28 protein-coding genes are annotated in these 24974 nt (G+C 65.5%); 17 read left to right on the top strand and 11 right to left on the bottom strand.

What is annotated here, in order from left to right:
• The first annotated feature begins 108 nt into the window (after positions 1-108).
• The 4 genes from B7G54_RS20505 to B7G54_RS20490 all read left to right on the top strand — a co-directional run bounded on the left by B7G54_RS20505 (position 109) and on the right by B7G54_RS20490 (position 2983).
• Positions 109-798 (top strand): ABC transporter permease, encoded by a 690-nt coding sequence (locus tag B7G54_RS20505; RefSeq protein ID WP_059237438.1) that lies wholly within the window; start codon positions 109-111, stop codon positions 796-798.
• Positions 795-1508 (top strand): ABC transporter permease, encoded by a 714-nt coding sequence (locus B7G54_RS20500; protein WP_085040737.1) that lies wholly within the window; start codon positions 795-797, stop codon positions 1506-1508. The genes B7G54_RS20505 and B7G54_RS20500 overlap by 4 nt, the downstream gene beginning before the upstream one ends.
• Before the next feature lie 33 nt (positions 1509-1541).
• Positions 1542-2309 carry an ABC transporter ATP-binding protein gene (locus B7G54_RS20495; protein ID WP_085040736.1) on the top strand — a complete coding sequence of 256 codons (768 nt, stop codon included), beginning with the start codon at positions 1542-1544 and terminating at the stop codon, positions 2307-2309.
• Between the two features lie 239 nt (positions 2310-2548).
• Positions 2549-2983: a cupin domain-containing protein gene (locus tag B7G54_RS20490; RefSeq protein ID WP_085040735.1), complete on the top strand. Its 435-nt coding sequence runs from the start codon at positions 2549-2551 to the stop codon at positions 2981-2983.
• 22 nt (positions 2984-3005) lie between these two features.
• Here B7G54_RS20490 and B7G54_RS39090 read toward each other — a convergent pair whose 3' ends face one another.
• Complete coding sequence (locus B7G54_RS39090) at positions 3006-3176, bottom strand: hypothetical protein (protein WP_165765593.1); 171 nt, start codon at positions 3174-3176, stop codon at positions 3006-3008.
• 137 nt (positions 3177-3313) lie between these two features.
• On the opposite strand from B7G54_RS39090, the gene B7G54_RS39770 reads away from it, so the two are divergent.
• Both B7G54_RS39770 and B7G54_RS20485 read left to right on the top strand, forming a co-directional pair.
• Positions 3314-3451 (top strand): HHHH-motif protein, encoded by a 138-nt coding sequence (locus B7G54_RS39770; protein WP_244289390.1) that lies wholly within the window; start codon positions 3314-3316, stop codon positions 3449-3451.
• Positions 3452-3512: 61 nt separating this feature from the next.
• A complete protein-coding gene (locus B7G54_RS20485) occupies positions 3513-3989 on the top strand; it encodes a DUF3761 domain-containing protein (RefSeq protein ID WP_085040734.1) in 477 nt (158 codons plus the stop codon).
• 112 nt (positions 3990-4101) lie between these two features.
• On the opposite strand, the gene B7G54_RS20480 is transcribed toward B7G54_RS20485, so the two are convergent.
• Complete coding sequence (locus tag B7G54_RS20480) at positions 4102-5457, bottom strand: polyhydroxyalkanoate depolymerase (protein ID WP_085040733.1); 1356 nt, start codon at positions 5455-5457, stop codon at positions 4102-4104.
• Positions 5458-5745: 288 nt separating this feature from the next.
• Between B7G54_RS20480 and B7G54_RS20475 the strand changes: the two genes are divergently transcribed.
• From B7G54_RS20475 to B7G54_RS20450, 6 genes are all read left to right on the top strand, one after another.
• Positions 5746-6408, top strand: coding sequence for a glutathione S-transferase family protein (locus tag B7G54_RS20475; protein WP_085040732.1), 663 nt, complete (start codon positions 5746-5748; stop codon positions 6406-6408).
• A 237-nt stretch (positions 6409-6645) separates the two neighbouring features.
• Positions 6646-7890, top strand: coding sequence for a Crp/Fnr family transcriptional regulator (locus B7G54_RS20470; RefSeq protein ID WP_085040731.1), 1245 nt, complete (start codon positions 6646-6648; stop codon positions 7888-7890).
• A 13-nt stretch (positions 7891-7903) separates the two neighbouring features.
• Positions 7904-8668, top strand: coding sequence for a flagellar motor protein (locus tag B7G54_RS20465; protein ID WP_085040730.1), 765 nt, complete (start codon positions 7904-7906; stop codon positions 8666-8668).
• Positions 8669-8707: 39 nt separating this feature from the next.
• Positions 8708-9388: an OmpA/MotB family protein gene (locus tag B7G54_RS20460; protein WP_085040729.1), complete on the top strand. Its 681-nt coding sequence runs from the start codon at positions 8708-8710 to the stop codon at positions 9386-9388.
• A 169-nt stretch (positions 9389-9557) separates the two neighbouring features.
• Positions 9558-11420, top strand: coding sequence for a methyl-accepting chemotaxis protein (locus B7G54_RS20455; protein ID WP_085040728.1), 1863 nt, complete (start codon positions 9558-9560; stop codon positions 11418-11420).
• Between the two features lie 266 nt (positions 11421-11686).
• Positions 11687-12589, top strand: a complete 903-nt coding sequence (locus B7G54_RS20450) for a LysR family transcriptional regulator (RefSeq protein ID WP_208864968.1) — start codon at positions 11687-11689, stop codon at positions 12587-12589.
• Here the strand turns inward: B7G54_RS20450 and B7G54_RS20445 are convergent.
• Complete coding sequence (locus tag B7G54_RS20445) at positions 12540-12995, bottom strand: carboxymuconolactone decarboxylase family protein (RefSeq protein ID WP_085040727.1); 456 nt, start codon at positions 12993-12995, stop codon at positions 12540-12542. The genes B7G54_RS20450 and B7G54_RS20445 overlap by 50 nt on opposite strands.
• A gap of 270 nt (positions 12996-13265) precedes the next feature.
• On the opposite strand from B7G54_RS20445, the gene B7G54_RS20440 reads away from it, so the two are divergent.
• Positions 13266-13676: a TIGR02594 family protein gene (locus B7G54_RS20440; protein ID WP_085040726.1), complete on the top strand. Its 411-nt coding sequence runs from the start codon at positions 13266-13268 to the stop codon at positions 13674-13676.
• Positions 13677-13819: 143 nt separating this feature from the next.
• On the top strand, positions 13820-14452 hold the full coding sequence (gene yfcF / locus B7G54_RS20435) for a glutathione transferase (RefSeq protein WP_085040725.1): 633 nt from the start codon (positions 13820-13822) through the stop codon (positions 14450-14452).
• A gap of 93 nt (positions 14453-14545) precedes the next feature.
• Here yfcF and B7G54_RS20430 read toward each other — a convergent pair whose 3' ends face one another.
• From B7G54_RS20430 to B7G54_RS20410, 5 genes are all read right to left on the bottom strand, one after another.
• Positions 14546-15982: an efflux transporter outer membrane subunit gene (locus B7G54_RS20430; protein ID WP_085040724.1), complete on the bottom strand. Its 1437-nt coding sequence runs from the start codon at positions 15980-15982 to the stop codon at positions 14546-14548.
• Between the two features lie 19 nt (positions 15983-16001).
• Positions 16002-17576 (bottom strand): DHA2 family efflux MFS transporter permease subunit, encoded by a 1575-nt coding sequence (locus B7G54_RS20425; protein ID WP_085040723.1) that lies wholly within the window; start codon positions 17574-17576, stop codon positions 16002-16004.
• Positions 17577-17589: 13 nt separating this feature from the next.
• Complete coding sequence (locus B7G54_RS20420; protein ID WP_085040722.1) at positions 17590-18684, bottom strand: HlyD family secretion protein; 1095 nt, start codon at positions 18682-18684, stop codon at positions 17590-17592.
• A gap of 64 nt (positions 18685-18748) precedes the next feature.
• Positions 18749-19180, bottom strand: coding sequence for a MarR family winged helix-turn-helix transcriptional regulator (locus tag B7G54_RS20415; RefSeq protein ID WP_085040721.1), 432 nt, complete (start codon positions 19178-19180; stop codon positions 18749-18751).
• A 107-nt stretch (positions 19181-19287) separates the two neighbouring features.
• On the bottom strand, positions 19288-20208 hold the full coding sequence (locus tag B7G54_RS20410) for a LysR family transcriptional regulator (protein ID WP_085040720.1): 921 nt from the start codon (positions 20206-20208) through the stop codon (positions 19288-19290).
• 90 nt (positions 20209-20298) lie between these two features.
• Between B7G54_RS20410 and B7G54_RS20405 the strand changes: the two genes are divergently transcribed.
• The 3 genes from B7G54_RS20405 (at position 20299) to B7G54_RS20395 (ending at position 22602) form a co-directional block, all read left to right on the top strand.
• Positions 20299-20727 (top strand): MarR family winged helix-turn-helix transcriptional regulator, encoded by a 429-nt coding sequence (locus tag B7G54_RS20405; protein ID WP_085040719.1) that lies wholly within the window; start codon positions 20299-20301, stop codon positions 20725-20727.
• Positions 20728-20912: 185 nt separating this feature from the next.
• Positions 20913-22160, top strand: coding sequence for an aconitase X (locus B7G54_RS20400; RefSeq protein ID WP_085040718.1), 1248 nt, complete (start codon positions 20913-20915; stop codon positions 22158-22160).
• A complete protein-coding gene (locus B7G54_RS20395; protein ID WP_085040717.1) occupies positions 22153-22602 on the top strand; it encodes an aconitase X swivel domain-containing protein in 450 nt (149 codons plus the stop codon). Before B7G54_RS20400 ends, B7G54_RS20395 begins: the two co-directional genes overlap by 8 nt.
• A 21-nt stretch (positions 22603-22623) precedes the next feature.
• Here the strand turns inward: B7G54_RS20395 and B7G54_RS20390 are convergent, their stop codons facing one another.
• The 3 genes from B7G54_RS20390 to B7G54_RS20380 are packed head-to-tail and all read right to left on the bottom strand — an operon-like array spanning position 22624 to position 24948.
• The gene (locus tag B7G54_RS20390; protein ID WP_085040716.1) at positions 22624-23226 is read right to left on the bottom strand and encodes a hypothetical protein; all 603 of its coding nucleotides are present in this window, start codon (positions 23224-23226) and stop codon (positions 22624-22626) included.
• Positions 23223-23906, bottom strand: coding sequence for a hypothetical protein (locus B7G54_RS20385; protein ID WP_244289389.1), 684 nt, complete (start codon positions 23904-23906; stop codon positions 23223-23225). The genes B7G54_RS20390 and B7G54_RS20385 overlap by 4 nt, the downstream gene beginning before the upstream one ends.
• Positions 23866-24948 carry an AraC family transcriptional regulator gene (locus B7G54_RS20380; protein ID WP_085040714.1) on the bottom strand — a complete coding sequence of 361 codons (1083 nt, stop codon included), beginning with the start codon at positions 24946-24948 and terminating at the stop codon, positions 23866-23868. Before B7G54_RS20380 ends, B7G54_RS20385 begins: the two co-directional genes overlap by 41 nt.
• Positions 24949-24974: the final 26 nt, after the last annotated feature.

The raw sequence follows: 24974 nt of genomic DNA, 5'->3' as shown, positions 1-24974 counted from the left end.
TCGATGCACCTGGCTTGATGAGCAGGGTGCATCAGGTAGTGCGCAGATATCGTTTGATGCGCGGTTAATGGCTATTGACAATCCAGCCAAACGTTCTGGATCCCTCATATGATTTTCCAAGGATTTGGCCCGCTGCTGTGGGCCGGCACGGTCGAGACCGTGAAGCTCGCGGTGCTGTCGCTCGCCGCGTCGCTCGTGCTGGGCCTTATCGGCGCGAGCGCGAAACTGTCGACGAACCGCATGCTCAAGTCGATCGGCACCTTCTACACGACGCTGATCCGCGCGGTGCCGGACCTCGTGCTGATGCTGCTGCTGTTCTACGGGATCCAGATCCTGCTGAACAACTTCACCGACATGCTCGGCTGGGACCAGATCGACATCGACCCGTTCGTGGCCGGCGTCATCACGCTCGGCTTCATCTACGGCGCGTACTTCACCGAGACGTTCCGCGGCGCGTTCCTCGCGGTGCCGCGCGGCCAGCTCGAAGCGGGCTTCGCGTACGGGATGAGCGGCTGGCGCGTGTTCCGCCGCATCCTGTTCCCGCAGATGATGCGCTTCGCGCTGCCCGGCATCGGCAACAACTGGCAGGTGCTCGTGAAGGCCACCGCGCTCGTGTCGATCATCGGCCTCGCCGATGTGGTGAAAGCATCGCAGGACGCGGGCAAGAGCACGCTCGATTTCTTCTTCTTCACGCTGGCTGCAGGCGCGATCTACCTCGCGATCACGACGGTCTCCAACGTCGTGCTGCATCACCTCGAGAAGCGTTATTCCGTCGGCGTCCGGAGGCTCGCACTGTGATCGAACTCGTCAGCCAGTACTGGCAAAGCTATCTCTACACCGACGGCTACCGCTTCAGCGGCCTCGCGATCACGCTGTGGCTGCTGGTCGTGTCGATCGCGCTGGGCTTCGCGCTCGCCGTGCCGCTCGCGATCGCGCGCGCATCGTCGAACCGCTGGATCTCGGGCCCGGTGTGGTTCTATACGTACGTGTTCCGCGGCACGCCGCTCTACGTGCAGCTGCTGATGTGCTACACGGGCATCTACAGCCTGCAGGTCGTGCACAACCACGTGCTGCTCGACACGTTCTTCCGCAATGCGATGAACTGCACGCTGCTCGCGTTCGTGCTGAACGAATGCGCATATGCGACGGAGATCTTCGCGGGCGCGATCAAGGCGACGTCGGCCGGGGAGATCGAGGCCGGCATGGCCTACGGGATGTCGCGCTTCAAGCTCTATACGCGAATCATCCTGCCCTCCGCGCTGCGCCGCTCGCTGCCGAGCTACAGCAACGAAGTGATCCTGATGCTGCATGCGACGACGCTCGCGTTCACCGCGACCGTGCCCGACATCCTGAAGGTCACGCGCGACGTCAATTCGGCGACGTACATGTCGTTCCAGGCCTACGGCATCGCGGCCGTGCTGTACGCCGTCGTCGTGTTCACGCTCATCTGGGCGTTCCGCAAGCTCGAGACGCGCTGGCTCGCGTACCTCTCGCCGCGCGGCCATTAACGCATTCGCAAGATTCGCAAGGAAGGACCAAGCATGTACAAGCTCACCGTTGACAACCTGCACAAGAAATTCGGCGACAACGAGGTGTTGAAGGGCGTGTCGATGAAGGCGAAGGCCGGCGACGTGATCAGCATCATCGGCTCGAGCGGCTCCGGCAAGAGCACGTTCCTGCGCTGCATCAACTTCCTCGAGCAGCCGTGCTCGGGGCAGATCACGATCGGCAGCGAGCCGATCCAGACCACGCGCGACCGCAACGGTTCGCTGCGCGTGGCCGACCAGAAGCAGCTGCAGCGGATGCGCACCAAGCTCTCGATGGTGTTTCAGCACTTCAACCTGTGGGCACACATGACGGTGCTCGAGAACGTGATCGAAGCGCCGATGGCCGTGCTCGGGGTCAGCAAGGACGAAGCGATTGCACGGGCGCGCAAGTACCTGGAGAAGGTCGGCCTCGCGCCGCGCGTCGAGGGCATGTATCCGTCGCACCTGTCGGGCGGCCAGCAGCAGCGGGTGGCCATTGCACGCGCGCTCGCGATGGAGCCGGAAGTGATGCTGTTCGACGAGCCGACGTCGGCACTCGATCCGGAGCTCGTCGGCGAAGTGCTGAAGGTGATGCAGAAGCTCGCGGAGGAGGGCCGCACGATGGTCGTCGTCACGCACGAGATGGGCTTCGCGCGCAACGTGTCGAATCACGTGATCTTCCTGCATCAGGGGAAGATCGAGGAGGAAGGGAATCCGCAGGAGATTCTCGTGAATCCGAAGAGCGAGCGGCTCGGGCAGTTCCTGTCGGGGCGGTTGAAGTAAGCAGGCAGCGTGATGCACCGCATGTGACGTCGCAACGGCGTCGCAAGCGGTGCGGGTATGGCAGCGCTCGCTGCTGCGCGGGCGGTGCATGGGCGGTACATGCCTGCCGCTCGCGGCGGCCATGCAGCCGCCGCCGACCGGAAAGTGGCGCAGGCGGTAACAGGCCCGGCTTCGCGCCGCTGCATACTGGAACGCTAAATGCTTGTCACGCGTGATTCTTTCGAAGAAGGAGCGCTGCGATGAGCACACCAACCACCACTGCTTTTTCCCATGTGAAGCCGCACGACACCGCGTATCGCGGCGAAGGCCTGCGCGACTTCTTCCTGTATCGCGATCTCGGTATCGCGGCCGCGACGAACGGCAAGGTCGTCGCGCAACTCGTCAGGGCGAATCATGCACCGGAGGCGGGCACCGGCTGGCACCGGCACGAGGCCGAGTTCCATATCGTGATCATGCTGAAGGGCTGGGCGCGCTTCATGTACGGCGAACGGGAGACGCTGGTGAGCGCCGGCGACTGCGTGCATCAGGCACCGGGGATCGTCCACTACCTGTTCGACTACTCGCCGGACATGGAGTATCTGGAAATCGTCGGGCCCGCCGATTTCAAGTCGATCGACGTCGAAGGGCCGTGCGCCGTGCCGCCGCCGACGCCTTGGGGGGAGTCGGGGGCATAGCCCGCCGCTTCCCCGGGCGCCATCATCCGTCCGCCAGCAATAAACCGCCTTCATTCGGGCGGTTTTTTGTTGCGCATTCCACGCGCGCTTCCATCTGCTCCGCTCGCACCCGCGAACCGCTTTCCCCTTCGTCACATTCCTTCGAATTCCGAATGGTCGAGAAGCTGAAGATCCGGAAAGAAAAGAAAGACATTCGTCAGCTTCGGTGCGTTGGCGGCGCTGCGATGTCAAAGATCGTCAATTGCAGGTGGACGCGGTGCACGGCCTGTCGACGACCGGCGTTAAGGAGGTACCAGCCGGATCACCGGTTGACCTACCCGGGAGAGTTTCATGAAGCGCATCGCGAAGATCCTGACGGCCGCCGCAGTAGCATGTGCCGTCCTTGCTCCGGCGCTCGCCGAAGCGCATTCGCACCGTGTGTGCCACGTCGATCATCACCACCATCGTGCGTGTCGCTGGGTGCGGTAATCGCGATTTACCCGGGAATACCCGGAACACAGGCTTTATTCAGGCAAATCAGGAGAGGACTATGAAAAAGACGATGTTGATCGCCGCGCTGGTCGCCGGCATGGGTATGTCGATCGGTGCGTTCGCGCAGGTTCCGGCCAGCGCGCCGGCCGGCACGACCGGGCTGTGCAAGGACGGCTCGTTCTACTCGGGCGCGTCGAAGAAGGGCGCGTGCGCGGGCCACAAGGGTGTGAAGACCTGGTACGGCGCAGCGTCGGCGGCAGCCGCGAGCGCACCGGCCGCAGCGCCGGCAACGGCAGCCTCCGCTGCGCCTGCGTCCGGCACCGCGCCGGCCAAGAGCGCGGCTGCAACGACCGCAACGACCGCGGCGGCAGCGCCGGGCGGCGGCGCGGGCAAAGTATGGGCCAACGACAGCACGAAGGTCTATCACTGCTCGACCGACAAGTACTACGGCAAGACGAAGCACGGCAGCTACATGTCGGAAGCGGACGCGAAGGCGAAGGGCTACCACGCGTCGCACGGCAAGGCCTGTTCGTAACACCGGCTGACACGCGAGGCCGCCTCCTCGCGCGTCGTCCGTACGTTGCAGCCACTTACGCCCCGCCACCCCCGGCGGGGCGATTCATTTTCAGCTTCAGCTCCGTACGGCTTCAGTGGGCGTGATGCGATTGCGTGTCGGCCGCCGCATCGTGCGCCGCTGCGCGGGCATCGAGCAGCGCGCGCAGCGTCACGTAGTGCGTGCCGTCCGCGGTGCCGTCCGCTCCCGCGGTGCGATCGTACGGCTCGTTGTCGTGGATCGTCGCGCGCACGATCGGATAGATCTGCGTTTCCCAGCGGCTGCCGTTGAACACGCCATAGTGGCCTGCTCCCGTCTGCACGTGGTGCGTCTTCAGATACGGCGGCAACCCCGAACACAGCTCCTGCGCGGCCACCGTCTGGCCCACGGCGCAGATATCGTCCTTCTCGCCTTCGATCGTCAACAGCGCGGTGCGATGAATCGCCGCCGGTTCGACGAGCCGGCCGCCGACCGTCAGCTCGCCGCGCGCGAGCGCATATTGCTGGAACACCTTCTCGACCGTTTCCAGATAGAACTCCGCGGTGAGATCGGCCGTCGCGAAGTATTCGTCGTAGAAGTGCCGCAGCGTGTCGGCTTTTGCCGGGTCGCCTTTCGCGCGCTCGTAATACAGGTCGGCAAACGACGCCGCGTGGCGATCGGGATTCATCGACATGAACGCGCCGACCTGCACGAAGCCCGGATACACGCACCGCTGCGCACCGGCGAAGCCCGCCGGCACGACGCTGATCAGGTTCCGCGCGAACCATTCGATCGGCTGGCTCGTCGCGAGCGCGTTGACCTTCGTCGGATTCACGCGGCAGTCGATCGGGCCCGCCATCAGCGTCAGGCTCGCGGGCTGCGCCGGATCGCCGCCGGCGGCCATCAGCGCGACCGCCGCGAGCGTGGCGACGGTCGGCTGGCAGATCGCGAGCACGTGCGCGTCCGGGCCGATCTGGTGGATGAAGTCGATCACGTGCGCGACGTATTCGTCGAAGCCGAACCGTCCGGCCGACAGCGGGATGTCGCGCGGGTTGTGCCAGTCGGTGATGTACACGTCGTGGTCGGCCAGCATCGTATGCACGGTGCCGCGCAACAGCGTCGCGAAATGCCCGGACATCGGCGCGACGATCAGCACGCGCGGCTGGCGCGCAACCGGCAGCGCCTTGCGGAAATGCAGCAGCGTGCCGAACGGTGTGGCCGCGGCGGCTTCCTCGACGATCGGCACCGTCTCGCCGTCGACGACGGTCGACGCGATGCCGAACGGCGGACGCCGATGCGAGAACGCGCAGCATTCGAGCAGTTCGCACAGCGCGTCGAGCATGCGGCCGGTCGGCGTCGATGTGGCGGGCGGCCACAGCGACATCGTCGCGCGGGCGGCGGCGGCCCATGCGCGCGCAGGGCGCGTGCATTCGGCAGACCATTGATAGAACGGATAGGCAAGCAGATTCATGAGCGTCGCTCGTTGTGCCGCGTTGCTTTGAACGAGGCAAGCCATGTGCCAGCCCGCTGCTGGCACGCGCGTTGCACGTGGTTCGGGAACGCGGCGACGCAGGCCGCATGCGACAACCGGTAACGGCACGCGATGCGTTGCCGCGCCGATCTGGCATGCGGCACGTGCTGCGACAGCGTGCGGCGCTGCGCCAGTTCGGCGAATGCGTCGCACAGGCATGGTGCGGATAACGCCGCGCGGCGTCCGTTTTCGGTGCAGGGGCACGAACGGCTTTGGACAGGGGACGACATGGAAGTCATCGGACAGACGACGCTGACCATCAGCAGCCGCAATTACTCGTCGTGGTCGATGCGCGGCTGGCTGCTCGCGAAGCTGAGCGGTCTCACGTTCGAAACGGTCAGCGTGCCGATCGATGCCGCGTCGCGCGCGGAGTTGCTGCTGCTGTCGCCGTCGATTCTCGTGCCGTGCCTGACGCACGACGGCAACACGGTGTGGGACACGCTCGCGATTGCCGAATACCTGAACGAAATCCGGCCGCAGGCGCGGCTGCTGCCTGAAGACCGGAAGGCGCGCGCGCATTGCCGGTCGATCTGCGGCGAGATGCATTCCGGCTTCAGCGCGTTGCGATCCGCGTTGCCGATGAACCTGCGCGCGCATTTCCCCGGCTTCCGGATCTGGTCGCGCGCGCAGCACGACATCCAGCGGATCGTGACGATCTGGCGCGAGTGCCTGGCCGCGTACGGCGGCCCCTGGCTGTTCGGCGCGGAGATCGGCATTGCCGACGCGATGTATGCGCCGGTCGTCACACGCTTCCTGACCTACGACGTGAAACTGGAGCCCGATGTGGCCGAGTACTGCATGCAGGTGCTCGCCCATCCGTTCGTCGCGGAGTGGATCGATGCGGCGAAGGCGGAGCACGAAGACATCGACGAACTCGACATGGAGTTCTGACACGCGGGGGCGCCCGGCGCTTTCATTTGCACTACACGTGCAAGCATCGAAATGAACCTCACGGTGTGGCGGGTTGTCCCGCAAACGTTTTACCTTGATTTCGGTTCAAAGCGAGGACGAATTCCCTAAAGGATGTTGCGCGCGATGACGTAAACGAGTCACGGGGATGACTCGCGATCGCATGCTTCCGACGTGCGACGCGCAGTCCGCAATAATCAGCGCAGCAGGGGAATCGACTTGAATCGTCAGCAATCGTGGACGCGCACGGCGGCGCCCGGGGAAATCATTTACTCCGAGGGTTTTGCGGGCGAGCCCGTCATCTTTCTGATCACCGACGGCAAGGTCGAGCTGTCCACGCGATGCGACGACAAGCGCGTCGTCGTCGCGACGCTCGGTCGCGGCGAGTTCTTCGGTGAATCGGCCCTGCTCGCCGCCGAGCCGCGTGCCCATACCGCGAAGGCGCTTTCGTTCTGTCAGCTGACGGTCGTGCCGGCCGGCACGCTCGACGAAGAAATCGAGCGTGTGTCGGCGCTGCTGCGTCATATCGTGCGGACGATGATCCGCCGCGTGAAGCGCAAGGACGACCAGCTCGCGACCTATACGCATGCCGACTTCATGCCGGGCGTGCTGTCGTATGCGCATGTGCTGGCGCTGATGGCGGGTAGCGATGCGCGCGACGCCGGCGACGCGTGGACGCGCCGGCCGATGCAGGCCCATGCGGCGGAAACCTCGGTGCCGCTCGCCGAAGTGATCCGCAAATGCCGCGCGATTGCCGGCCATTCGCGACCGCACGTACTCGCGATGCTGCGACGCATGGAGAAGCTCAATCTCGTCACGATCGAAGCGGCGCAGGCGGACCACGCCGGCGGCGCAACCGACTATGCGGCGTCGTCGGATGCGCGCCAGGTCGTCACGTTCGACGCCGCGCGCGTGATCGATCGCGCGCAACAGGTTGCCGATCACGATCTCGACCTGTCGATCAACAGCGAACTCGAGCTCATCGAGCTCGCCGATCTCGAATCGCTGATCGGCGTCGAGAAGACGATGCTGCTCAACAAGCTGTCGAACGGCGAGATTGCCGAAGAAGTATTCGCGTTCCGCAAATCGAAGGTGCTCAGCTACGTCGAGCAGAAGGGTGTCGCGTACTTCTCGCGGCGCAATGCGCGCCGCGGCGGCGACGTGCGCGCGCTGGCGGATCTCGTGTGGATCGACCCGCGCACGCTGTTCGACGTCATCGCCGCATTCGATACCTACGATCTCGCGAAGCTGATCGCGAATCTCGACGATCGCGCGGTGGCCGACAAGCTGTTCTCCGTGATGACCGAGGCGCGGCGCAACGAGGTGTCGTGGGTGATGCGCCGCGAACTCAAGCTCGATCCGGTCGAGATCGAGGATATCGAGCAACGCGTGCTGGAAGCCGTTCGCGCGGCGAAGGCGTCGGCGGCGGGCACTGCGCCCGTCGCATCGGCATCGGATGCATGACAAGGGGGCACGCATGGACCTGTTGACCCTGGCCGGTGTGGTGCTCGGCGGCGTGGCGATCGTGTTCGGCTTCGCGCTGGAAGGCGGGCATTTCTCGATGCTGTTCCAGTTCGAGGCGCTCGTGATCGTGCTCGGCGGCACGCTCGGCGCGGTGATGATCCAGAACACCTGGGCGCGTTTCTTCGACGCGGTGAAGCAGCTGCGGCTCGCGTTCGTCCGTGCGCGCGAAGTCGATCGCAAGAACCTGTCCGACCTGCTCGAATGGGGCGACCGCGCGAAGCTCGACGGGCTGCTCGCGTTCGAATCGATGGACGTGAGCGGCATCCATCCGTTTGCGCGCCGCGGGCTCGAACTGCTGGCGAACGGCGTGTCGACCGCCGTGCTCGAGGACGCCTTGCAGCGCGAACTCCATGCCTACGAACGCAGCCGCCTTGCCGCCGCGCGTGTGTGGCAGCAGGCCGGCGGATATGCGCCGACGTTCGGCATTCTCGGCTCGGTGCTCGGGCTCGTGCAGGTGACGAGCCATATTCTCGAACCGGCACAGCTCGGGCCGGGCATCGCGGTTGCGTTCATCGCGACGCTGTACGGGCTGGCGCTGGCGAACCTCGTGTTCCTGCCGCTTTACGGCAAGCTGCGTGCGCAGATCGATAGCGAGCTGCGGTTTCGCAAGCTGTATCTCGACGGCTTGCTGGCCATTTCACGCAAGGAATCGCCGCATACGATCGAGACGCGCCTGACCGGCGACGTGCGCGGGCGCGCGGCCGAATCGCTCGCGTGATGAGCGTGTGTCGTACGACGAACCCGGGTTTCCAACCGCATGACTGCTCGAACTGACGGTGCATCCGCTGCCGATCGCGACGACGACGAACTCGAAGGCGCGCAATCCGGCCGCTGGCTGATTTCGTACGCGGATCTCATCACGACGCTGATGGTGCTGTTTCTCGCGTTGTACGTGCTCCAGCTCGCGAAATACAACGCGCTCGACGCGCGGTACCAGACGCTCGCGCGGCATGCCGAAAGCGTGGCGGGGGCATCGGCATCGGCTGCCGCTGCCGTGACGGCTGAACACGCCCCGCCGTGGCTCGCCTTGCTCGATTCGTTGAAGTCGAACGGCCGGATCTCGCTCGTGAAAGCGCCGCATGGCGTCGAGATCGGCATCGACGCGAAGGTCCTGTTCAATGTTGGCGATGCGCGCTTGCTGCCCGATTCGTCGCCGGTGCTGAACCAGATCGCGCAGGCACTGAGCGATCACGCGACCGGCGACATACTCGTCGAAGGCCACACCGACAGCGTGCCGATCGCGAACGCGAAATACGAATCGAACTGGGAGCTGTCGTCGGCGCGCGCGGGGAGCGTCGTGCGCTACCTGACCGAGCGTGGTGTTGCACCGCATCGGCTCGCAGCGATCGGGCGGGCCGATACGCAGCCGCTCGTGGCGGGTGACGATGCGGCCGCGCGGGCGCGCAACCGGCGGGTGACGATCTTCGTTGCGTATTGATTGACGCTGAATTTTCGTCGATCGTGTGTCTATAGGCGGCCGCATATGCCCGCCTGACAACAACATAACGAATCTCGCATGATGAACATCTGAAATCAGCGATGCGGTTCTGCGCGTGCATGCCGATAACCCAAACTGGCTCAGACCGAGCGGTTATCGAGGGTTCCCCATGCATTTCTGGCGCAAGCTTTCCATTCAGAACAAGCTGATTCTCAGCATGACGAGTTGCCTGCTCGTGTTCGTCGCGATCTCGAGCGGACTCAGCATCCGTCTGATCGGCAACGCGGTGCGCGATCGCGTCGTGCGCGAAGAGCTGCCGACGGCCGTGAACGGCATCCGCGCCGACGTGCAGCGGCAGATGGCCGGCCCGATCGCCGCGTCGCGGATTCTCGCGCGCGACGCGTTCCTGCTGCAATGGGAAGCCGACGGCGAACCCGATGCCGGCACGCGCAACTGGATCCAGCTCGCGAAGAACGTGAAGGACGAGCAGAAGGCCGCGTCGGTGCAATGGGTGTCCGTGAAAAGCGGCAACTACTACAACGAATCCGGCCTGCAGCGGAAGGTGACCGACAAGGATCAGTGGCTGACCGGGTTCCTGTCGTCCGGCAAGGCGTTCGACGTGAACATGGACCGCGAGGTGACGGTCGGCGGCTACATGATGTTCATCAACAGCCGCGTCGAACTCGACGGCGTGCCGATCGGCGCGGCCTGCATGAGCCTGTCCGTCGATGCGCTCGCGAAGGGCATCGCCGCTTACCGGATCGGCGAGACCGGATTCGCGTATCTCGTGCGTCCCGACGGCGCGATCATGATGCATCGCGATTCGTCGCTGATCGACGGCAAGCATTTCATGAAGGATCAACAGGGGCTGCCGGGCGATGCGTCGGCGACGCTGCTGGCCGGCCAGCCGTATGCGTACCTGAGCTACAACGGCGATGGCGGTGCGCGCTTCATCGCGACGTCGTTCATTCCGGAGTTGAACGCGTATGTCGTCGTCGAGGTGCCGCAGGCGGAACTGCTCGGGCCGGTGACGCGTGCAATTCGCAGCGCGGCGCTGGTTGCGGCGGTGGTGGGCCTCGGGGTCGCGTTGCTTGTGATCTGGCTGGTGGGCCGCGCGATTGCCGCTCCGATTCGCCGCGCGGCGACGCTGCTGTCGGAGATCGCCAGCGGCCAGGGCGACCTGACGCGCCGGATGACGGTCGAGAGCCAGGACGAGATCGGGCAGTTGTCGGATGCGTTCAACCGGTTCGTGTCGTCGCTGTCGACGCTGGTGCATAGCATTCGCACGGCTTCCGCGTCGATTGCGACCGGGTCGGCGCAGATTGCATCGGGGAATGCGGACCTCAGCGAACGCACCGAAGGGCAGTCGAGCAACCTGGAGCGCACGGCTTCGTCGATGGAAGAGATCACGGCCGTGGTGCGGAACAACACCGAAACGGCAACGACGGCCGCGAAGATGATCAACGGCGCTTCCGATGCGGCCGCGCGCGGCGGGCAGGTGGTAGGCGAAGTCGTGACCACGATGCAGGAGATCAGCGACGCATCGCAGCGGATCTCCGAGATCATCGTGATGATCGACAGCATTTCTTTCCAGACGAATATTCTGGCGCTGAATGCGGCTGTGGAAGCGGCGCGGGCAGGCGAGCAGGGGCGCGGGTTTGCGGTGGTGGCTTCGGAAGTGCGGAATCTGGCGCAGCGCAGCGCGCAGGCGGCGAAGGAGATCAAGGTGCTGATCGAGCATAGCGCGGGGACGGTGAATGCCGGGTCGCGGCTGGTGAGTGAGGCCGGGAAGGTGATGCGCGATGTCGTGTCGCAGGTGCAGGGCGTGAGCGCGATGATGAGCGAGATCGCCGAGGCGAGCCTGGAGCAGAGTGCCGGTATTGACCAGATTGGCGACGCGGTGCAGTCGCTCGATCAGATGACGCAGCAGAATGCGGCGCTGGTGGAAGAAAGCGCGGCGGCGGCGGCGAGCTTGAAGCAGCAGGCGGCGGAATTGACCCGGCTCGTGTCGGCTTTCAAGGTGGATGAGTAAAGTCTGATTCGCGATTTAGAATAAGGCGTTTCTGAGGGGCGGCTGCCGTGGATTCACGGCAGCCGTTTTTGCATGTCGACGCGGGATTCGGTGGCGGTTATAAAAATGAAACGCCTTTCCAGCTGGAAGATCTGACCTGAGACGAGCAATTCAAAAGGCAGTTACAAGGAAGGAGGATGCGGCGAGCCGCGGCATTCATGCGAAGATTGAGCGCAACGCATGCACGATTACGCCGCACTGGTTGTTTACCCCCATTTCATTCCCCCATGGACCGCTTCGAAAGCATGTCGGTGTTCGTCGAGATCGTCAGCACCGGTAGCCTGACCACCGCGGCCGAGCGGCTCGGCCTGTCGCCGAGCATGGTCGGCAAGCACCTGAACGCGCTCGAAGCACGCCTGGGCGTGAAGCTGCTTCACCGCACGACGCGGCGCCATCATCTGACCGAGGCCGGCGCGCTATACCTGGAGCGTTGTCGTGACATCCTCGACCGGGTCGAGACCGCCGACGATGCCGCATCGACACTCGGTAGCGATCCGTCCGGTCACCTCCGCATCGCCGCGCCAATTTCATTCGGCGTCACGCAGCTCGCGCCGGCCGTCGCCGCTTTTCTCGCGCAATACCCACGCGTCGATATCGAACTCGTGCTGACCGATGCCGCGGTTGATCCGGTCGGCGACGGTGTCGACCTCGCGTTTCGCGTCGGGCCGTTGGCTGATTCGACACTCGTCGCACGGCCGTTGCCGTCGTACTACCGGATGGTCGTATGTGCGTCACCGGATTATCTGGCCCACCACGGCACTCCGGCCACGCCGCAGGATCTGCTGAATCACGATTGCCTGGGCCATACGCGGTGGGGGCCGCGTTACCGGTGGCGATTCGACGGGCCGGACGGCGCAATCGAAGTGCCGGTCGCGTATCGATTGCGCGTCGACAGCGGCCCCGCGCTGCGCGAGGCCGCGCTGGCCGGCGGCGGCGTGATCCTGCAGCCGTTCGGTCTGGTCAAGGCCGACCTCGAAGCCGGCCGCCTGCGTCGTCTGCTGACCGCGTATGAATCACGCGGCCGCGATTTATACCTGCTCTACGCGCGCGATGCCGGCGCGCCGGCCAAACTCCGCGCGTTCATCGCGTTTGCGCTGGATCGTTTTGCGGCTGCGGACTCGACGGAGTGAGCCCGTCGGCATCGGGCAGGGCAGCGAAGACTTCCGCCGCGACGCCCAGCGCGTTGTTCACGGCCGCACCGCCGGCATAAAACATCGTCTGCAGGATCGCTTCGATGATCTGCTCGCGCGTTGCACCCGCGACCAGCGCGGCTTCGACGTGCGCGCGCAACTGCGGCAACGCGTATCCGAGCGTCACGCAGCTGGCGATCACGACCAGCTCGCGCGTCGCCAGGTCGAGCCCGGGCCGGTCCAGCACGCCGGCGAACGCCCATTGCATCGTCATCGTCAGGAAGTCGGGGCAGAGCGTTTCGCGCGACTGCGCCAGATCCTTGCCGCTGTGCGCGCCGTGCAGGCGCTCGAACAACGCGAGACCACGTGCATAGGTGTCGTCGCGGGGAAGTAGGGGCTGCGTCATCGTTAACCTCGTCGGGAAGCGCCGAAATGCCGGCGGACCAACGCAGTGTGGGGCGATGGGGAGCGTTGAAAAACACCTGTTCGTTTGGATCATTTCCCACCGGGAGTGGGCAATGCATCAGGGGCGGTCATTCATACCGCGTCGCGATTCCGGTGACCCTCGTCGCCGCGCATCATTCATGCGAAGATTGACCGCACATCACACTCGCCCGAGAACGACGTGACCCAACTCAACCCTGAGAGCAAACCGGACGCCGCCCATCCGCCGTGGATGCCTGTCGCGATGGCCGAACTCGGCATCCGCCGTCACCCGCCGGGCAGCATCAACCCGCGCATCGTCGAATACAACAACCAGACGAACCTGGTCGGCTACGACGACAAGATTTCCTGGTGCTCGTCGTTCGTCAACTGGTGCATGACGCACGCCGGCATTCGCGGCACGGGCTCCGCCCTCGCGCGTTCATGGCTCGATTGGGGGAGGCCGCTGGAACGCCCTGTCTACGGCTGCATCGCGATCCTGACGCGCGACGATCCCGCGAGCTGGAAAGGGCACGTCGGTTTCTACCTGCGTCACGATGACGAGCACGTGCATCTGTTCGGCGGCAACCAGCTGGAAGAAGTGCGTGAACTCGCCTACCCGTTGAACGAAGTGATCGGCTACCGCTGGCCCGACGCCGCATGACCACACCGCTGCAGCACACGCACAACCACGAACATCTCGAAACCAGCCGCTGCTAACCTGTCACACAACCGCATCGACCCACCCGGAACCCGTCGGCGCATCAACCAGCCGCCGCGAGCATCCGCACCCACAAGGAGCCAGCAGTGCAAACCGGTACTCTCCGTCTCTACGCGGATACGCAATACACGAGCCCATACGCGATGTCGGTCTTCGTTGCGCTCGAGGAAAAATCGCTGCCGTACGAACTGGTGACCGTCGATCTCGGCAACCGCGCGCATTTCGCGCCGGACTATGCGGCGACATCGCTGACGCAACGCGTGCCGACACTCGTGCACGACGATTTCGCATTGTCGGAATCGTCGGCGATTACCGAGTATCTCGACGAGATTTTCCCGGGCACGCGGCTCTACCCGGTCGAGCCGCGTCAGCGTGCACGCGCACGGCAGGTACAGGCGTGGCTGCGCAGCGACCTGATGCCGGTTCGCACGGAGCGGTCGACCGAAGTGCTGTTCTACGGCCCGTCGAGCGAGCCGCTGTCGAGCCTGGCGCAGGCCGCCGCGCAGAAGCTGTTCGCAGCCGCCGACAAGTTGCTCGCGCCGGGCGCGGCGAACCTGTTCGGCGAGTGGAGCATTGCCGATGTCGACCTGGCGGTGATGCTGAACCGTCTGGTGCTGAATGACGATCCGGTGCCGCAGCGCCTTGCCGACTACGCGCGTGCGCAGTGGGAACGGCCGTCGGTTCAGCGCTGGTTGAAGCTGAAGCGCCCGCCGCTGTGACCTGAACAGGCTGCGATCGGTTGAGCCGATCAGCCATGTTTGAGTAGAGATGCAGGCCGTTCACGCGGCCTGTATTCACGTCAGGTACCGGCTTCAGTTTTTCGCCACAGCCTCCACCTCGGGCCCACCCGCCGCATCATTCCTGCTCCACCCACCCCCAAGCGACCGATAAAGCGCCACTGCCGCCAGCGCATGCTCGCGCTTGACCTGATTGAGCGAATCCGAATCCCGCAGATACACCTCCTGTGCGGACAGCACATCCAGAAAATCCGTCGCACCGCCCTTATAGAGCTGATTCGCCAACCCGAGCGCCTTGTCCGAAGCAGCGAGCGCGCTATCGAGCCGCCGCGACGCCTCATCGGAGCTGACGAGATTCGCGCGCGCATCCTCGACTTCCCGCAACGCCTGCAGCATCGTCTGCCGCAACCCGAGTTCCGACTCGCGCATCCGGCTTTCGCTCTGCGAGATATCGGCGGTAATGCGCCCGGCATTGAAGATCGGGCTCGTCGCACTCAACGCCGCGCTGAACAGGTTGTCGGTCAACGTCGGCAACCCGAGATACGAAGCGGCCAGAATCCCGTCCGTCAGGTTCAACGAAAACTTCGGATACCGCTCGGCCTTTGCCACACCGACTTGCGCCGCGCGCCGCTCGACCTGCGCATACGCAGTCAGCACATCCGGCCGCCGCAGCAACGCCTGCGAAGGCAACGTCCCCGGCGCGCCAACCGGCGGCGCGGGAATCTCCCCCGCCTGCGCGAGCACGAGCCGATCGACCGATTCCGGCGTGCGCCCCGAATACACGGCAATCAGGTTGAGCTGATGCGCAATCTGCGCCTGCGTTGGCGGAATTCGCGCTTCGAGCGCGTCGAGCTGGTTCTGCGCGCGGGTAACGTCGAGCTCAGTCGACAGCCCGAACGCCTGCCGCTTGCGCGTGAGTTCAAGCGCGTGCTGCCGGATCTTCGCGTTGTCCTGCAGGATCTTCAATTCCTGCTGCGCCCAGCGCAGATCGACATACGCGGAAGCCGCATCGGCCGCGAGCGCGAGCCGCATCGCATCTTCCGCATGCTTCTGTCCGACGAGCTCGGCCTGCGCGGCGAGCAGGTCGAGCCGTTCGCCGCCGAACACGTCGGGCGACCAGCTCAGCGCGAGCCCCGCACCGGCCTGCCGCACGTAGCCGAGCGGCGGCGGCGTGTTCTGGCGTGCGTCGGCCGCATGTGCGGTCGCGTCGAGTTCGGGCAGCAGCACTGCGCGCTTCTGCACGGTCAGCGCCTGCGCCTGCTTCACGCGTTCGGCGGCAGCCTGCAGATCGAGGTTGCCGTCGAGCACCGTGGCGATCAACTTGTCGAGGACGGGATCGTGGAATTGCGCCCACCACGCGGCGGCGTCGATGTCCGCACGCGGCACGCCGGTATCCCAGCCGTCCGGCGCGAGCGTTCGAACCGAATCCTGAAGCGCCGGATGCTGCGCAGGCTGCACCGCACATCCTGCGGCGAATGCGCTGACGGCGAGGGCGACGAGAAGTTTTTTCATGATGGAGATGACCTCAACCTCAGTGCGCATCCGGCGGCGGCGCGTTCAGGGAAATGGGTTTGGAGAAGGCGACTGCGATCAGCGCGACGACGAAGCACAGCGACAGCGCGTAGTACGCATCCGCATACGTGAGCGTCAGCGCTTCGCGATAGATCAGGTGGTGCAGGTTCGCGAGCCCGGCTTGCGCGGCATCCAGCGTGTTGCCGGCCACGGACGCCCAGTACGCGGCCTGGCGATCGAGCAGCGAGGCGACCTGCGGCTGGCCGGCGCTCACGTGCTCGTTCAGGCGCAGGTAGTGAAAGTTCAGCCGGTCGTTGAGCATCGTCGCACTCACCGCGATGCCGATCGCGCCGCCGAGGTTGCGCATCAGGTTGAACAGGCCGCTTGCCGATTTCAGGCGTGACTGCGGCAGCGAACCGAGCGCCATCGTCACGATCGGCGGCACGCTGAATTGCTGGCCGATGCCGCGCAGCGCCTGCGGCAGCAGCAGTTCGCGCCAGCCCCAGTCGTGCGTGATCGGCGTATACAGGTAGCAGCCGAGCCCGAAGCAGATCAGCCCGAACACGAGCAGCGAGCGCAGGCTGAAGAAGCGCGCGGCAAACGCATACGCACAGAGCGCGATCAGCTGGAACGCGCCGACCGACAGCAGCGCGATGCCGATCTGCAGCGAGCTGAACGCGCGCACTTGCGCAAGAAACAGCGGCGTCAGGAACACGGTCACGAAGATCCCGATGCCGGTCACGAACGACAGCAGGCTGCCGATCCCGAAGTTGCGCACGACGAGCGCGCGCAGGTCGACGATCGGATCCTTCGCGGTCAGTGCATGCACGATGAACAGGAAGCCGCAGATACCGGAGATCCAGGCGCAGATCACGATCGCGTCGTCGCCGAACCAGTTCTTGCGCGGGCCTTCCTCCAGCACGTATTCGAGGCAGCCGAGAAAACCCGACATCAGCACGATGCCGAGATAGTCGCCGCGCTTGATGAGGCTGAGATCGGGTTCGTCGATATGCACGTAGCGCGGCACGAGTGCGGCCACTGCAATGCCCGGTACGAGGTTCAGGTAGAACAGCCAGTGCCACGACCATTGGTCGGTGATCCAGCCGCCGATCACGGGGCCGATCGCCGGCGCAAGCGACGCGAGCGCGCCGATGGTCGTCGATGCGATCAGCCGCTGCTTGCCGGGGAACAGCACGAACGCAGTGGTGAACACGGTCGGGATCATCGCGGCGCCGAGCGCGCCCTGCAGCCCGCGAAACAGGATCATCGAGTTGATGTCCCACGCGACGCCGCACAGCATGCTGGTGATCGTGAAGCCGACCGCCGATGCGGCGAACAGCCAGCGCGTCGACATCACTTTCGACAGCCAGCCCGACATCGGGATCACGATGATCTCGGCGATCAGGTAGGCCGTCTGCACCCACGACAGTTCGTCCTGGCTGGCGGACAAGCCGCCGCCGATGTCGCGCAGCGACGACGCGACGATCTGGATGTCGAGCGTCGCCATGAAGAAGCCGACGCACATCAGCGCGAACGCGAACACGCGCTGCTTGGTCGGTTGCGACGCCGGGTCGCCGGAAAACGCGGTGGTCATCGTCGTCTCCCGTTCAGCTCGCGCGGCCGGTATGCACGGTCACGACCGCGGACAGGCCGGGGCGCAGCACGTGGTCGAGGCCCGGCTGCGGATCGAGATGCACGCGCACGGGTACGCGCTGGACGATCTTCGTGAAGTTGCCGGTCGCGTTCTCGGGCGGCAGCACGCTGAAGGTCGCGCCGGTCGCGGGCGCGAGGCTGTCGACGCGGCCGTGCAGGCGCGTGCTCGACGCATCGAGCGACACGTCGACGCGATCGCCCGCGTGCATCTTGCGAAGCTGGTCTTCCTTGAAGTTCGCGTCGATCCACAGTCCGGACGCGGGCACGACCGTCAGCAGCGGCACACCGACGTTCGCGAGCATCCCGACGCGGCCGGTGCGATTGCCGACGTAACCGTCGACCGGCGAGCGGATCGTCGTGTATTCGACGTTGAGTGCCGCGACGCGCTGCGCGGCGAGCGCGGTGTTCACGCGGGCCTGTGCATCGGCGAGCTGCGCGCCGAGCACGTCGAGCTGCCGTTTCGATGCGAGCAGTGCCGCGTCGCTGCGTTCGACGGCCGCACCGGCCTTCGAGTAATCGGCGTCCGCGCGTTCGACGATCTGGTTCGACACGGCGTCGGATTTCACCAGTTCGCGGTAGCGCACCCGATCCGATGCGGCGCGCGTCAGCTCGGCCGACGACGCGTTCTTGTCGGCCGCGTGCTGGCCGATCACCGCGAATTGCAGTTGCTGCTTCGCTTCGAGTTCGGTCACGGCGGAGCGTGCGCTGTCGACTTCGGCGCTGGCCTGTGCGAGCTTCGCGTCGTAGTCGCGCGCATCGAGCTGCACGAGCACGTCGCCGGCCTTCACGCGCTGGTTGTCGGTCACGAGGATCTTGTCGACGAAGCCGTTGACCTTCGGCGCGAGCACGGTCACGTCGCCGCCGACATACGCATCGTCCGTGCTCTCCTGGAAGCGCAGCACGAACAGCCAGTCGAGCACCGCCGCGGCCACGACGACGACGGCGACGCCTACCGCGATGCGCATCCACGGCACACGGCGCTGCTGCTTCGCGGGCCGCTCGGTTGTGGCTGCCTCGCGTGACGCGGCAGCGGCTTGGGTCGTTTCCATCGTTTCACCTATGTATATGCACTTATCAAAACGATCGACGACATCGTGTCGATCGGGGAAGGGGCTAGCGTTCCGGCAGGTTATGCGTGATCCGGAACAATTCGTCTCTCAGGCGGGCCGCCTGCGTCGGCCCGAAGCGCCGCTCGAACGCTTCCTGCGCGGCGAGCCAGTGCACGTGCGCGTCGGCGACCTTCGTTTCGCCGTGTGCGGTCAGCGCGAACGTCTGGCCGCGACACGGCGGTTCGATCCGGCCTGTCACCAGCGCCGCGCCGACGAGCGGCTTGAGCGCGCGCAGCAGCGCGGTGCGTTCGATCACCAGCACGTTCGACAGCGTCGCCATCGTCAGGCCCGGCTGGTCGCGCAGCAGCGCGAGAATGCTGTATTGCGACGGCGTCACGCCCGCCCGCGACAGATAACGCTCGTAGAACTGCGAGATCCGGCGGGCGGCTTGCCGGACCGCAAAGCAATCGTCATCGGTGAGCGTCGTCTTGTGCATGTACACATGTTAGGGGGCAATACGGCGCGAAGCGAGCGGCGGGGCGCGATCAGATTGTTGTCACGGCTGTACCAATCGGCGGCAGGCCGGTGCGTTCGTGCGCCGGATCAGGCCGCTGCCGGAACAATCCAGCCTTCGCGGTCGCAGTAGGCGGCCGTGTAGTCGATGAACGCCTTGACCTTCGCGGGCAGCAGCGCGCGGTTCGCGTACGCGAGCTTGATCTCGACGAACGCATCGACGAGATCGGCGTCGGCCAGCAACTGCACGAGCGCGCCCGACGCGAGTTGGGCGCCGACGAGCGTTTTCGGCACGACGCCGATGCCGAAGTCATGCATCACCATTTCGCGGTTGAAGACGGGGCTGTTCGACGAGATGTCGAAGCGGAACGGCACGGTCAGCGTGTTGCCGTCGACGCGGAACGACAGCGCGGGCCGGCGCAGCGACGGCGACATCGGCACGAACAGATGGCCGGCGAGGTCGGCCGGCGTGACCGGGTGTGAATGGGCGCGCAGATACGCGGGCGTCGCGACGATCACGAGCGGAATCCGTTCGATGAGCCGCACGACGGTCGATTCGTTCGTCAGCATGTACGGCACGACGATGCCGATGTCGTAGCCTTCGCCGACGAGATCGACCGGACGCTCGGTGAGGGTGACGTCGAGGCGCACCTTCGGGTGTGCGGCCTTGAAGCCGGCGATCAGCGGCACCAGCTGGTTCAGCGCGGCCGTCGTGTGCGCGACGAGCCGCAGCAGGCCTTCGGGCTCGCGCGTCGGCGCCTGCGCTTCCGCTTCGAGCGAGTCGAGTTCGTCGAGCACGGCCGCGCAGCGCTCGTAGATGCGCTCGGCCGTTTCGGTCAGCGACACCTGGCGCGTGGTCCGGTGCAGCAACCGGCTGCCGAAACGCGCCTCCAGATCCGCGACCGCGCGCGACACGACAGGCCGTGCAAGGCCGTGCATGTCGGCGGCGCGCGTGAAGCTGCGCATCTCCACCACCGACCGGAAAATCCGCAGCTTGTCGATGTAGTCCATGTCCGTCTCCTTGCGCGAGGGCCGGCCGCCGGCCTTGTTACGGCGGAGTGTACATTGACTTTATGCATATGCACATATAAATTGCGAAGCATGAACGACACCTCGATTGCCCAGGCGTGCCACTGCCTCGCGCTGCGTCAGGCGGCGCGCTTCGTCACGCAACTGTACGAACGCCATCTGGCCCCGGTTGGCGTCACGCCCGCCCAGTTCTCGATCATGGCGAACCTGGCACGCAGGCCCGGCTTCCTGATGAGCGAACTCGCCGATGTGCTCGTGATGGATCGCACGACGTTGCTGCGCGCGCTGAAACCGCTGCAGCGCGACGGCTTCGTCGCCACGGCCGCGTCCGAGCACGATGCGCGCGCGCATGCGCTGAGCCTCACGAAGCTGGGCGAACGCACGTTCGCGCGGGCGTTGGTCGCGTGGCAGGCCGCGCAGGACGAATTCGAGACGCAGTTCGGCCGCGACCGCGCGAAGTCGCTGCGCGACGAACTGTTCAGTGTTACCGCGGAACGCTAGACGGACCAGCGATAAACTGGAGCGGAATTTGAGCCATTGGCTGCTTTGATTGCGCTGTAGCGTAGGAATTGGTTTTTGAAACTGTCCGGATTGATGTCAATCTGGACAGTTTTTATTTCCAGTTGTAGAGTCCCCTGACGGATTTCACGGGCCGGCGCCGCCGGCACGCGTCAGAGGAGCAACCGATGCTGCAGTTGAGTGACCGCGACAGCGCCATGTTGCGCGGGGATTTCGGCGACGGCGTCGCGCGCGCGATGCGGATCGTCGCGCGCACGGCGCAAGTGATGTCCGCGCCGCACCTGATCGACATCACGTCCGCGCATATCGACGGCTGCCTTTACCACGGCCAGACCAGCCTCGACTTCGTCGAGTATTTCGTCGACACCGGCGCGAAGGTCGCGGTGCCGACCACGCTGAACGTCGGGTCGCTCGACCTGATCCATCCCGAGCTGTACCACGGCGACCGCACGATCCAGCGCGACGCGCAGCGCCTGATGGACGCGCATCTGCAGCTCGGCTGCGAATCGAGCTTCACGTGCGCGCCGTACCAGCTGAAGAACCGTCCCGCGAAAGGCGAGCAGATCGCGTGGGCCGAATCCAATGCGATCGTGTTCGCGAACTCGGTGCTCGGCGCGCGCACGAGCCGGTATGGCGACTTTCTCGACCTGGCTGCCGCAATCACCGGGCGTGCGCCGTATGCGGGGCTTCATGTCGAAGCGAACCGCGCCGCGCGGCTCGTGTTCAACGCACCGGACTTCAGCCGCCTGCCGTCGCGCGACATCCATTTCGCCGCGCTCGGGTTGCTGATCGGCAGGATCGCGGGCGCGGTAGTGCCGGCGATCGTCGGGCTGCCGGCGGACACCACCGAAGACGAACTCAAGGCACTCGGCGCGGCCGCCGCGTCGAGCGGGGCCGTCGCGCTGTTCCATGCGGTCGGCGTGACGCCGGAAGCACCCACGCTCGCCGCCGCGCTGCACGGGCAGGCGGTGCAACGCACGGTCGACGTGACGATGGCCGATCTCGACGAGATTCGCCGCACGCTGAACCACGGCGCGGCCGGCGACGCGCTCGTCGCGGTGGCGCTCGGCACGCCGCATTTCTCGCTGGCCGAATTCCGCACGCTCGATACCTTGCTCGATGCGTTCGACGGCAAGCCGGCCTGCGATTTCTACGTGAACACGAGCCGGTTCATCTTGTGGGAGCTGGATGAAGCCGGCCTCGCGGAGAAATTCGCTGCACGCGGCATCCAGATCGTCGTCGACACCTGCACGTACATCACGCCGGTAATGAAGCAACTGTCGGGGCTCGTGATGACCAATTCGGGGAAATGGGCGTCGTATGCGCCCGCGAACATCGGCGTGACGGTCGCATACGGCAGCATGCGCGAATGCGTGCGCTCGGCGTATGAAGGAAAGGTGCGATTCGATGACTGAGGCCACGCGCAAGGTATTGACGGGCGACACGCTCGTGCCGGGCAGCGCATGCGCGCGCCCGTTCGTGCTCGACAAGCCGCTCAGCTTCTGGGGCGGCTACGACTCCGGCGCGGGAAAGATCGTCGATCGCGGGCATCCGCAGGCCGGTGCGAGCCTCGCCGGCAAGGTGATGGTGATGCCGCACGCGAAGGGCTCGAGTTCCAGCAGCAGCGTGCTCGCGGAAGCCGTGCGCAACGGCACGGGGCCGGTCGCGATCGTGCTGAAGGAGCGCGACCTGATCATCTCGATCGGCGCGATCGTCGCGGCCGAGCTGTATGCGATCGCGGTGCCGGTGGTGTGCGTGACCGATGACGTGTACGACGCGATCGCCGCCGCGACGGGGGAGGTGCGGATCGAAGCGGGTGAGGGGGACGGCGGCGCGCGGATTTGCGTCGATCGCTGACGCGTCGTGCGCCGGATCGGTTCAGATGAAGCGGATGTGCGGCGTTTCTTCGTTCGAGAGCGACAGTGCGCTCCGGGCAGCATTCATCTCGCGTTTGCCGCCTGGCTGCCTGAGCCGCCGGATCTCGGGCCATATGATTATGCCGAACACGGTGCGCAGGATCGTGCTCAGCAGGAAGAGGGCGATCGCGGCTCCGCCGAACCATGTGGATATCTCGAGCGCGCTGTCCGTGCTGCGTTCCATCGCGGACACGAGGCCGACCGTGATGGCCATGGCGACCAGCATGCCGATCGTTACGACAACATCGGTGCGGGCAGCCGCGGCTTTCGCGGTGCGAACGAGATACACCGAGCCGTCGGTCGCATTGCGGATAGCGTAGATGGCGCGGCGATCCCGACCTTGCGTGTATGCAACGGTCAAACGGTCGCCCGCGACGATGAACACGCTCCGCGTGCTGTCCGTCCTGAGCGTGAGCGGTGCGTCGACGGTGTCGAGCTGGAGCGCAATCTCCTCGATGCTTTGCGTGGTCGTGCCCAGGTTGTTGCTCCAGACCTTCGTGCTGATCGTCTTCTGGCTGACCGATGTCACGCAACCGGACGCAATCTGCATGGTGCGATCGCTCATGCATTGCTCCGTTCCACCGCGAAACCGGCCGGTTCGCATTGCCACTTTTGCTGGGCTTCGCGCCGCTGGGGCCGGAAGACCAGTTCGGACAGGCCGGCGATCGCGAGCAGGGAGCCCAGCAGGCTGATGATGCCCACGACCAAGGCCACCGCGCCGACGAACGCCCAGCCCGATTTGAAGGCGGCACCGTCGATCAGCAGGCTCAGCATGAAGATGCATGACGCCCACATGAGCAGCGACTGGTTGCTGTTCTTCTGTCTGAACGCATCGTAAGGTGCGATCGCCAGATCGTGGCTCCTGATCCACGCGATCTGGTGCCGGCCGCGATCGTTGAAGATGCACGCGCGCACGGCCATCCCGGGCTTCAACTGATCGATCTGCTTGAACGCCTCGGCATCGATATCGCCGGCGGCGATGAAGTAGCAGACGCCCTGCATCGTCACGCGATAAAGCGGCACCTTCTTGAGATCGGACGCGACACGAATGAGGTTCGTGTCGATACGGTCGATCGTCGCTTCGATCAGGGTGGTGTGATTGGGCATGAGGCGGGAGAGTGCGCCGGTGGGCGCCGCTTTGGTATGGCATTGATCATACCGATGAAATCCCGCGCAGGCACGTCGTACCGCCTGCGGCCCGGCATCACTCGCGCGCGGTACCCGCGGCCGCTTCCCGATAAGCACTCGGCGTCTGCCCGGCCCAGCGCCGGAACGCGCGCGTGAAATTCGCCGGGTCGGTGAATTGCAGCCGCTCGGCGATCGTTTTCAGGTCGAGATCCGACGCGGCGAGCAGCTGCTTCGCGTCGCGAAACCGCGCTTCGTCGAGCAAGTGCCGGTAGCTCGAACCGGCTTCCTCCAGCCGGCGCCGCAGCGTGCGTGTCGACACGAGCAACGCGTCGGCGAGCGTTTCCGGCCCCGGGTAATCGCCGGCCCCGCGTGCCAGCTCTGCGCGCACGCGTTCGACCAGGTCGCCTTCCTCTTGCCGCACCTGTGCGTACTCACGCTCCACCTGCACGAGCGCCTGACGGTGCGCGACTTCGTCGGCGAGCGGCAGCGGCCAGTCGAGCACGTCGTGCGCGATCCACAGCGCGTTGGCGGCGCAGCCGAATTCGACCGGCGGCAACTGGTCGCGATAGCGCGCGAAATAGGGCGGCTCCGGCCACGCGAATTGCAGCTTGATCGGCGGCGACGCGCGCCCTGCCCATTGCGAGATGTTCTGCGCGAGCCCGGTCAACACGAATTCGAACATCACGTGATGCTGCAGCACGGGGCTCGCCTGCACGCCGTGCAGTTCGAGCGTCGCACCGCGATCGTCTTCCGCATAGGTCAGCCGGTATTGGCGATTGCGCATCCGGAAGTAGCGCTGCGTGACGGATAGCGCCTCCCGGATGTCCCGCGCGGTCAGCGTCGCGTAGCCGAGAAAGCCGTGCACGGTCGGCTTCAGCAGCAGCCCGAACGCGAGCCCGATGCCCGGATCGCCGCCGATCTCGATCGCATTGAGCACGAGCCGTCCCCATTGCGACGGTGCGACGCGCGCGTCCGGTTCGGCCAGCACCGCATCACGCAGGCCGGTGCCGGCGCGCACGGCAGCCAGGTCGACACCGCGTGCGGCCAGCGCCTGCAGCAACAGGCGCGTATAGGCGACCGGAATCGTCGGCCGGCGCAGCCCGAGGCGGTCCTTGGCGAGAGGGGAGGTCATGTCGTCTTGGCCGGAAATGACAAGCATTATGGCTGTTTGCCCCCTCACGCTCA

The sequence above is a fragment of the Burkholderia puraquae genome (genome assembly GCF_002099195.1).
Taxonomy (GTDB): domain Bacteria; phylum Pseudomonadota; class Gammaproteobacteria; order Burkholderiales; family Burkholderiaceae; genus Burkholderia; species Burkholderia puraquae.
This window is presented reverse-complemented; position numbering and strand designations above follow the sequence as displayed.

What these genes read in the sequence shown, in the direction of transcription:
- B7G54_RS20505 (WP_059237438.1), top strand. Translation starts at nt 109, where the DNA reads ATGATTTTCCAAGGATTTGGCCCGCTGCTGTGGGCCGGCACGGTCGAG.
- B7G54_RS20495 (WP_085040736.1), top strand. Translation starts at nt 1,542, where the DNA reads ATGTACAAGCTCACCGTTGACAACCTGCACAAGAAATTCGGCGACAAC.
- B7G54_RS20490 (WP_085040735.1), top strand. Translation starts at nt 2,549, where the DNA reads ATGAGCACACCAACCACCACTGCTTTTTCCCATGTGAAGCCGCACGAC.
- B7G54_RS39090 (WP_165765593.1), bottom strand. Translation starts at nt 3,176, where the DNA reads ATGTCTTTCTTTTCTTTCCGGATCTTCAGCTTCTCGACCATTCGGAAT.
- B7G54_RS39770 (WP_244289390.1), top strand. Translation starts at nt 3,314, where the DNA reads ATGAAGCGCATCGCGAAGATCCTGACGGCCGCCGCAGTAGCATGTGCC.
- B7G54_RS20485 (WP_085040734.1), top strand. Translation starts at nt 3,513, where the DNA reads ATGAAAAAGACGATGTTGATCGCCGCGCTGGTCGCCGGCATGGGTATG.
- B7G54_RS20480 (WP_085040733.1), bottom strand. Translation starts at nt 5,457, where the DNA reads ATGAATCTGCTTGCCTATCCGTTCTATCAATGGTCTGCCGAATGCACG.
- B7G54_RS20475 (WP_085040732.1), top strand. Translation starts at nt 5,746, where the DNA reads ATGGAAGTCATCGGACAGACGACGCTGACCATCAGCAGCCGCAATTAC.
- B7G54_RS20465 (WP_085040730.1), top strand. Translation starts at nt 7,904, where the DNA reads ATGGACCTGTTGACCCTGGCCGGTGTGGTGCTCGGCGGCGTGGCGATC.
- B7G54_RS20460 (WP_085040729.1), top strand. Translation starts at nt 8,708, where the DNA reads ATGACTGCTCGAACTGACGGTGCATCCGCTGCCGATCGCGACGACGAC.
- B7G54_RS20455 (WP_085040728.1), top strand. Translation starts at nt 9,558, where the DNA reads ATGCATTTCTGGCGCAAGCTTTCCATTCAGAACAAGCTGATTCTCAGC.
- B7G54_RS20450 (WP_208864968.1), top strand. Translation starts at nt 11,687, where the DNA reads ATGGACCGCTTCGAAAGCATGTCGGTGTTCGTCGAGATCGTCAGCACC.
- B7G54_RS20445 (WP_085040727.1), bottom strand. Translation starts at nt 12,995, where the DNA reads ATGACGCAGCCCCTACTTCCCCGCGACGACACCTATGCACGTGGTCTC.
- B7G54_RS20440 (WP_085040726.1), top strand. Translation starts at nt 13,266, where the DNA reads ATGCCTGTCGCGATGGCCGAACTCGGCATCCGCCGTCACCCGCCGGGC.
- B7G54_RS20430 (WP_085040724.1), bottom strand. Translation starts at nt 15,982, where the DNA reads ATGAAAAAACTTCTCGTCGCCCTCGCCGTCAGCGCATTCGCCGCAGGA.
- B7G54_RS20425 (WP_085040723.1), bottom strand. Translation starts at nt 17,576, where the DNA reads ATGACCACCGCGTTTTCCGGCGACCCGGCGTCGCAACCGACCAAGCAG.
- B7G54_RS20420 (WP_085040722.1), bottom strand. Translation starts at nt 18,684, where the DNA reads ATGGAAACGACCCAAGCCGCTGCCGCGTCACGCGAGGCAGCCACAACC.
- B7G54_RS20415 (WP_085040721.1), bottom strand. Translation starts at nt 19,180, where the DNA reads ATGCACAAGACGACGCTCACCGATGACGATTGCTTTGCGGTCCGGCAA.
- B7G54_RS20410 (WP_085040720.1), bottom strand. Translation starts at nt 20,208, where the DNA reads ATGGACTACATCGACAAGCTGCGGATTTTCCGGTCGGTGGTGGAGATG.
- B7G54_RS20405 (WP_085040719.1), top strand. Translation starts at nt 20,299, where the DNA reads ATGAACGACACCTCGATTGCCCAGGCGTGCCACTGCCTCGCGCTGCGT.
- B7G54_RS20400 (WP_085040718.1), top strand. Translation starts at nt 20,913, where the DNA reads ATGCTGCAGTTGAGTGACCGCGACAGCGCCATGTTGCGCGGGGATTTC.
- B7G54_RS20395 (WP_085040717.1), top strand. Translation starts at nt 22,153, where the DNA reads ATGACTGAGGCCACGCGCAAGGTATTGACGGGCGACACGCTCGTGCCG.
- B7G54_RS20390 (WP_085040716.1), bottom strand. Translation starts at nt 23,226, where the DNA reads ATGAGCGATCGCACCATGCAGATTGCGTCCGGTTGCGTGACATCGGTC.
- B7G54_RS20380 (WP_085040714.1), bottom strand. Translation starts at nt 24,948, where the DNA reads ATGCTTGTCATTTCCGGCCAAGACGACATGACCTCCCCTCTCGCCAAG.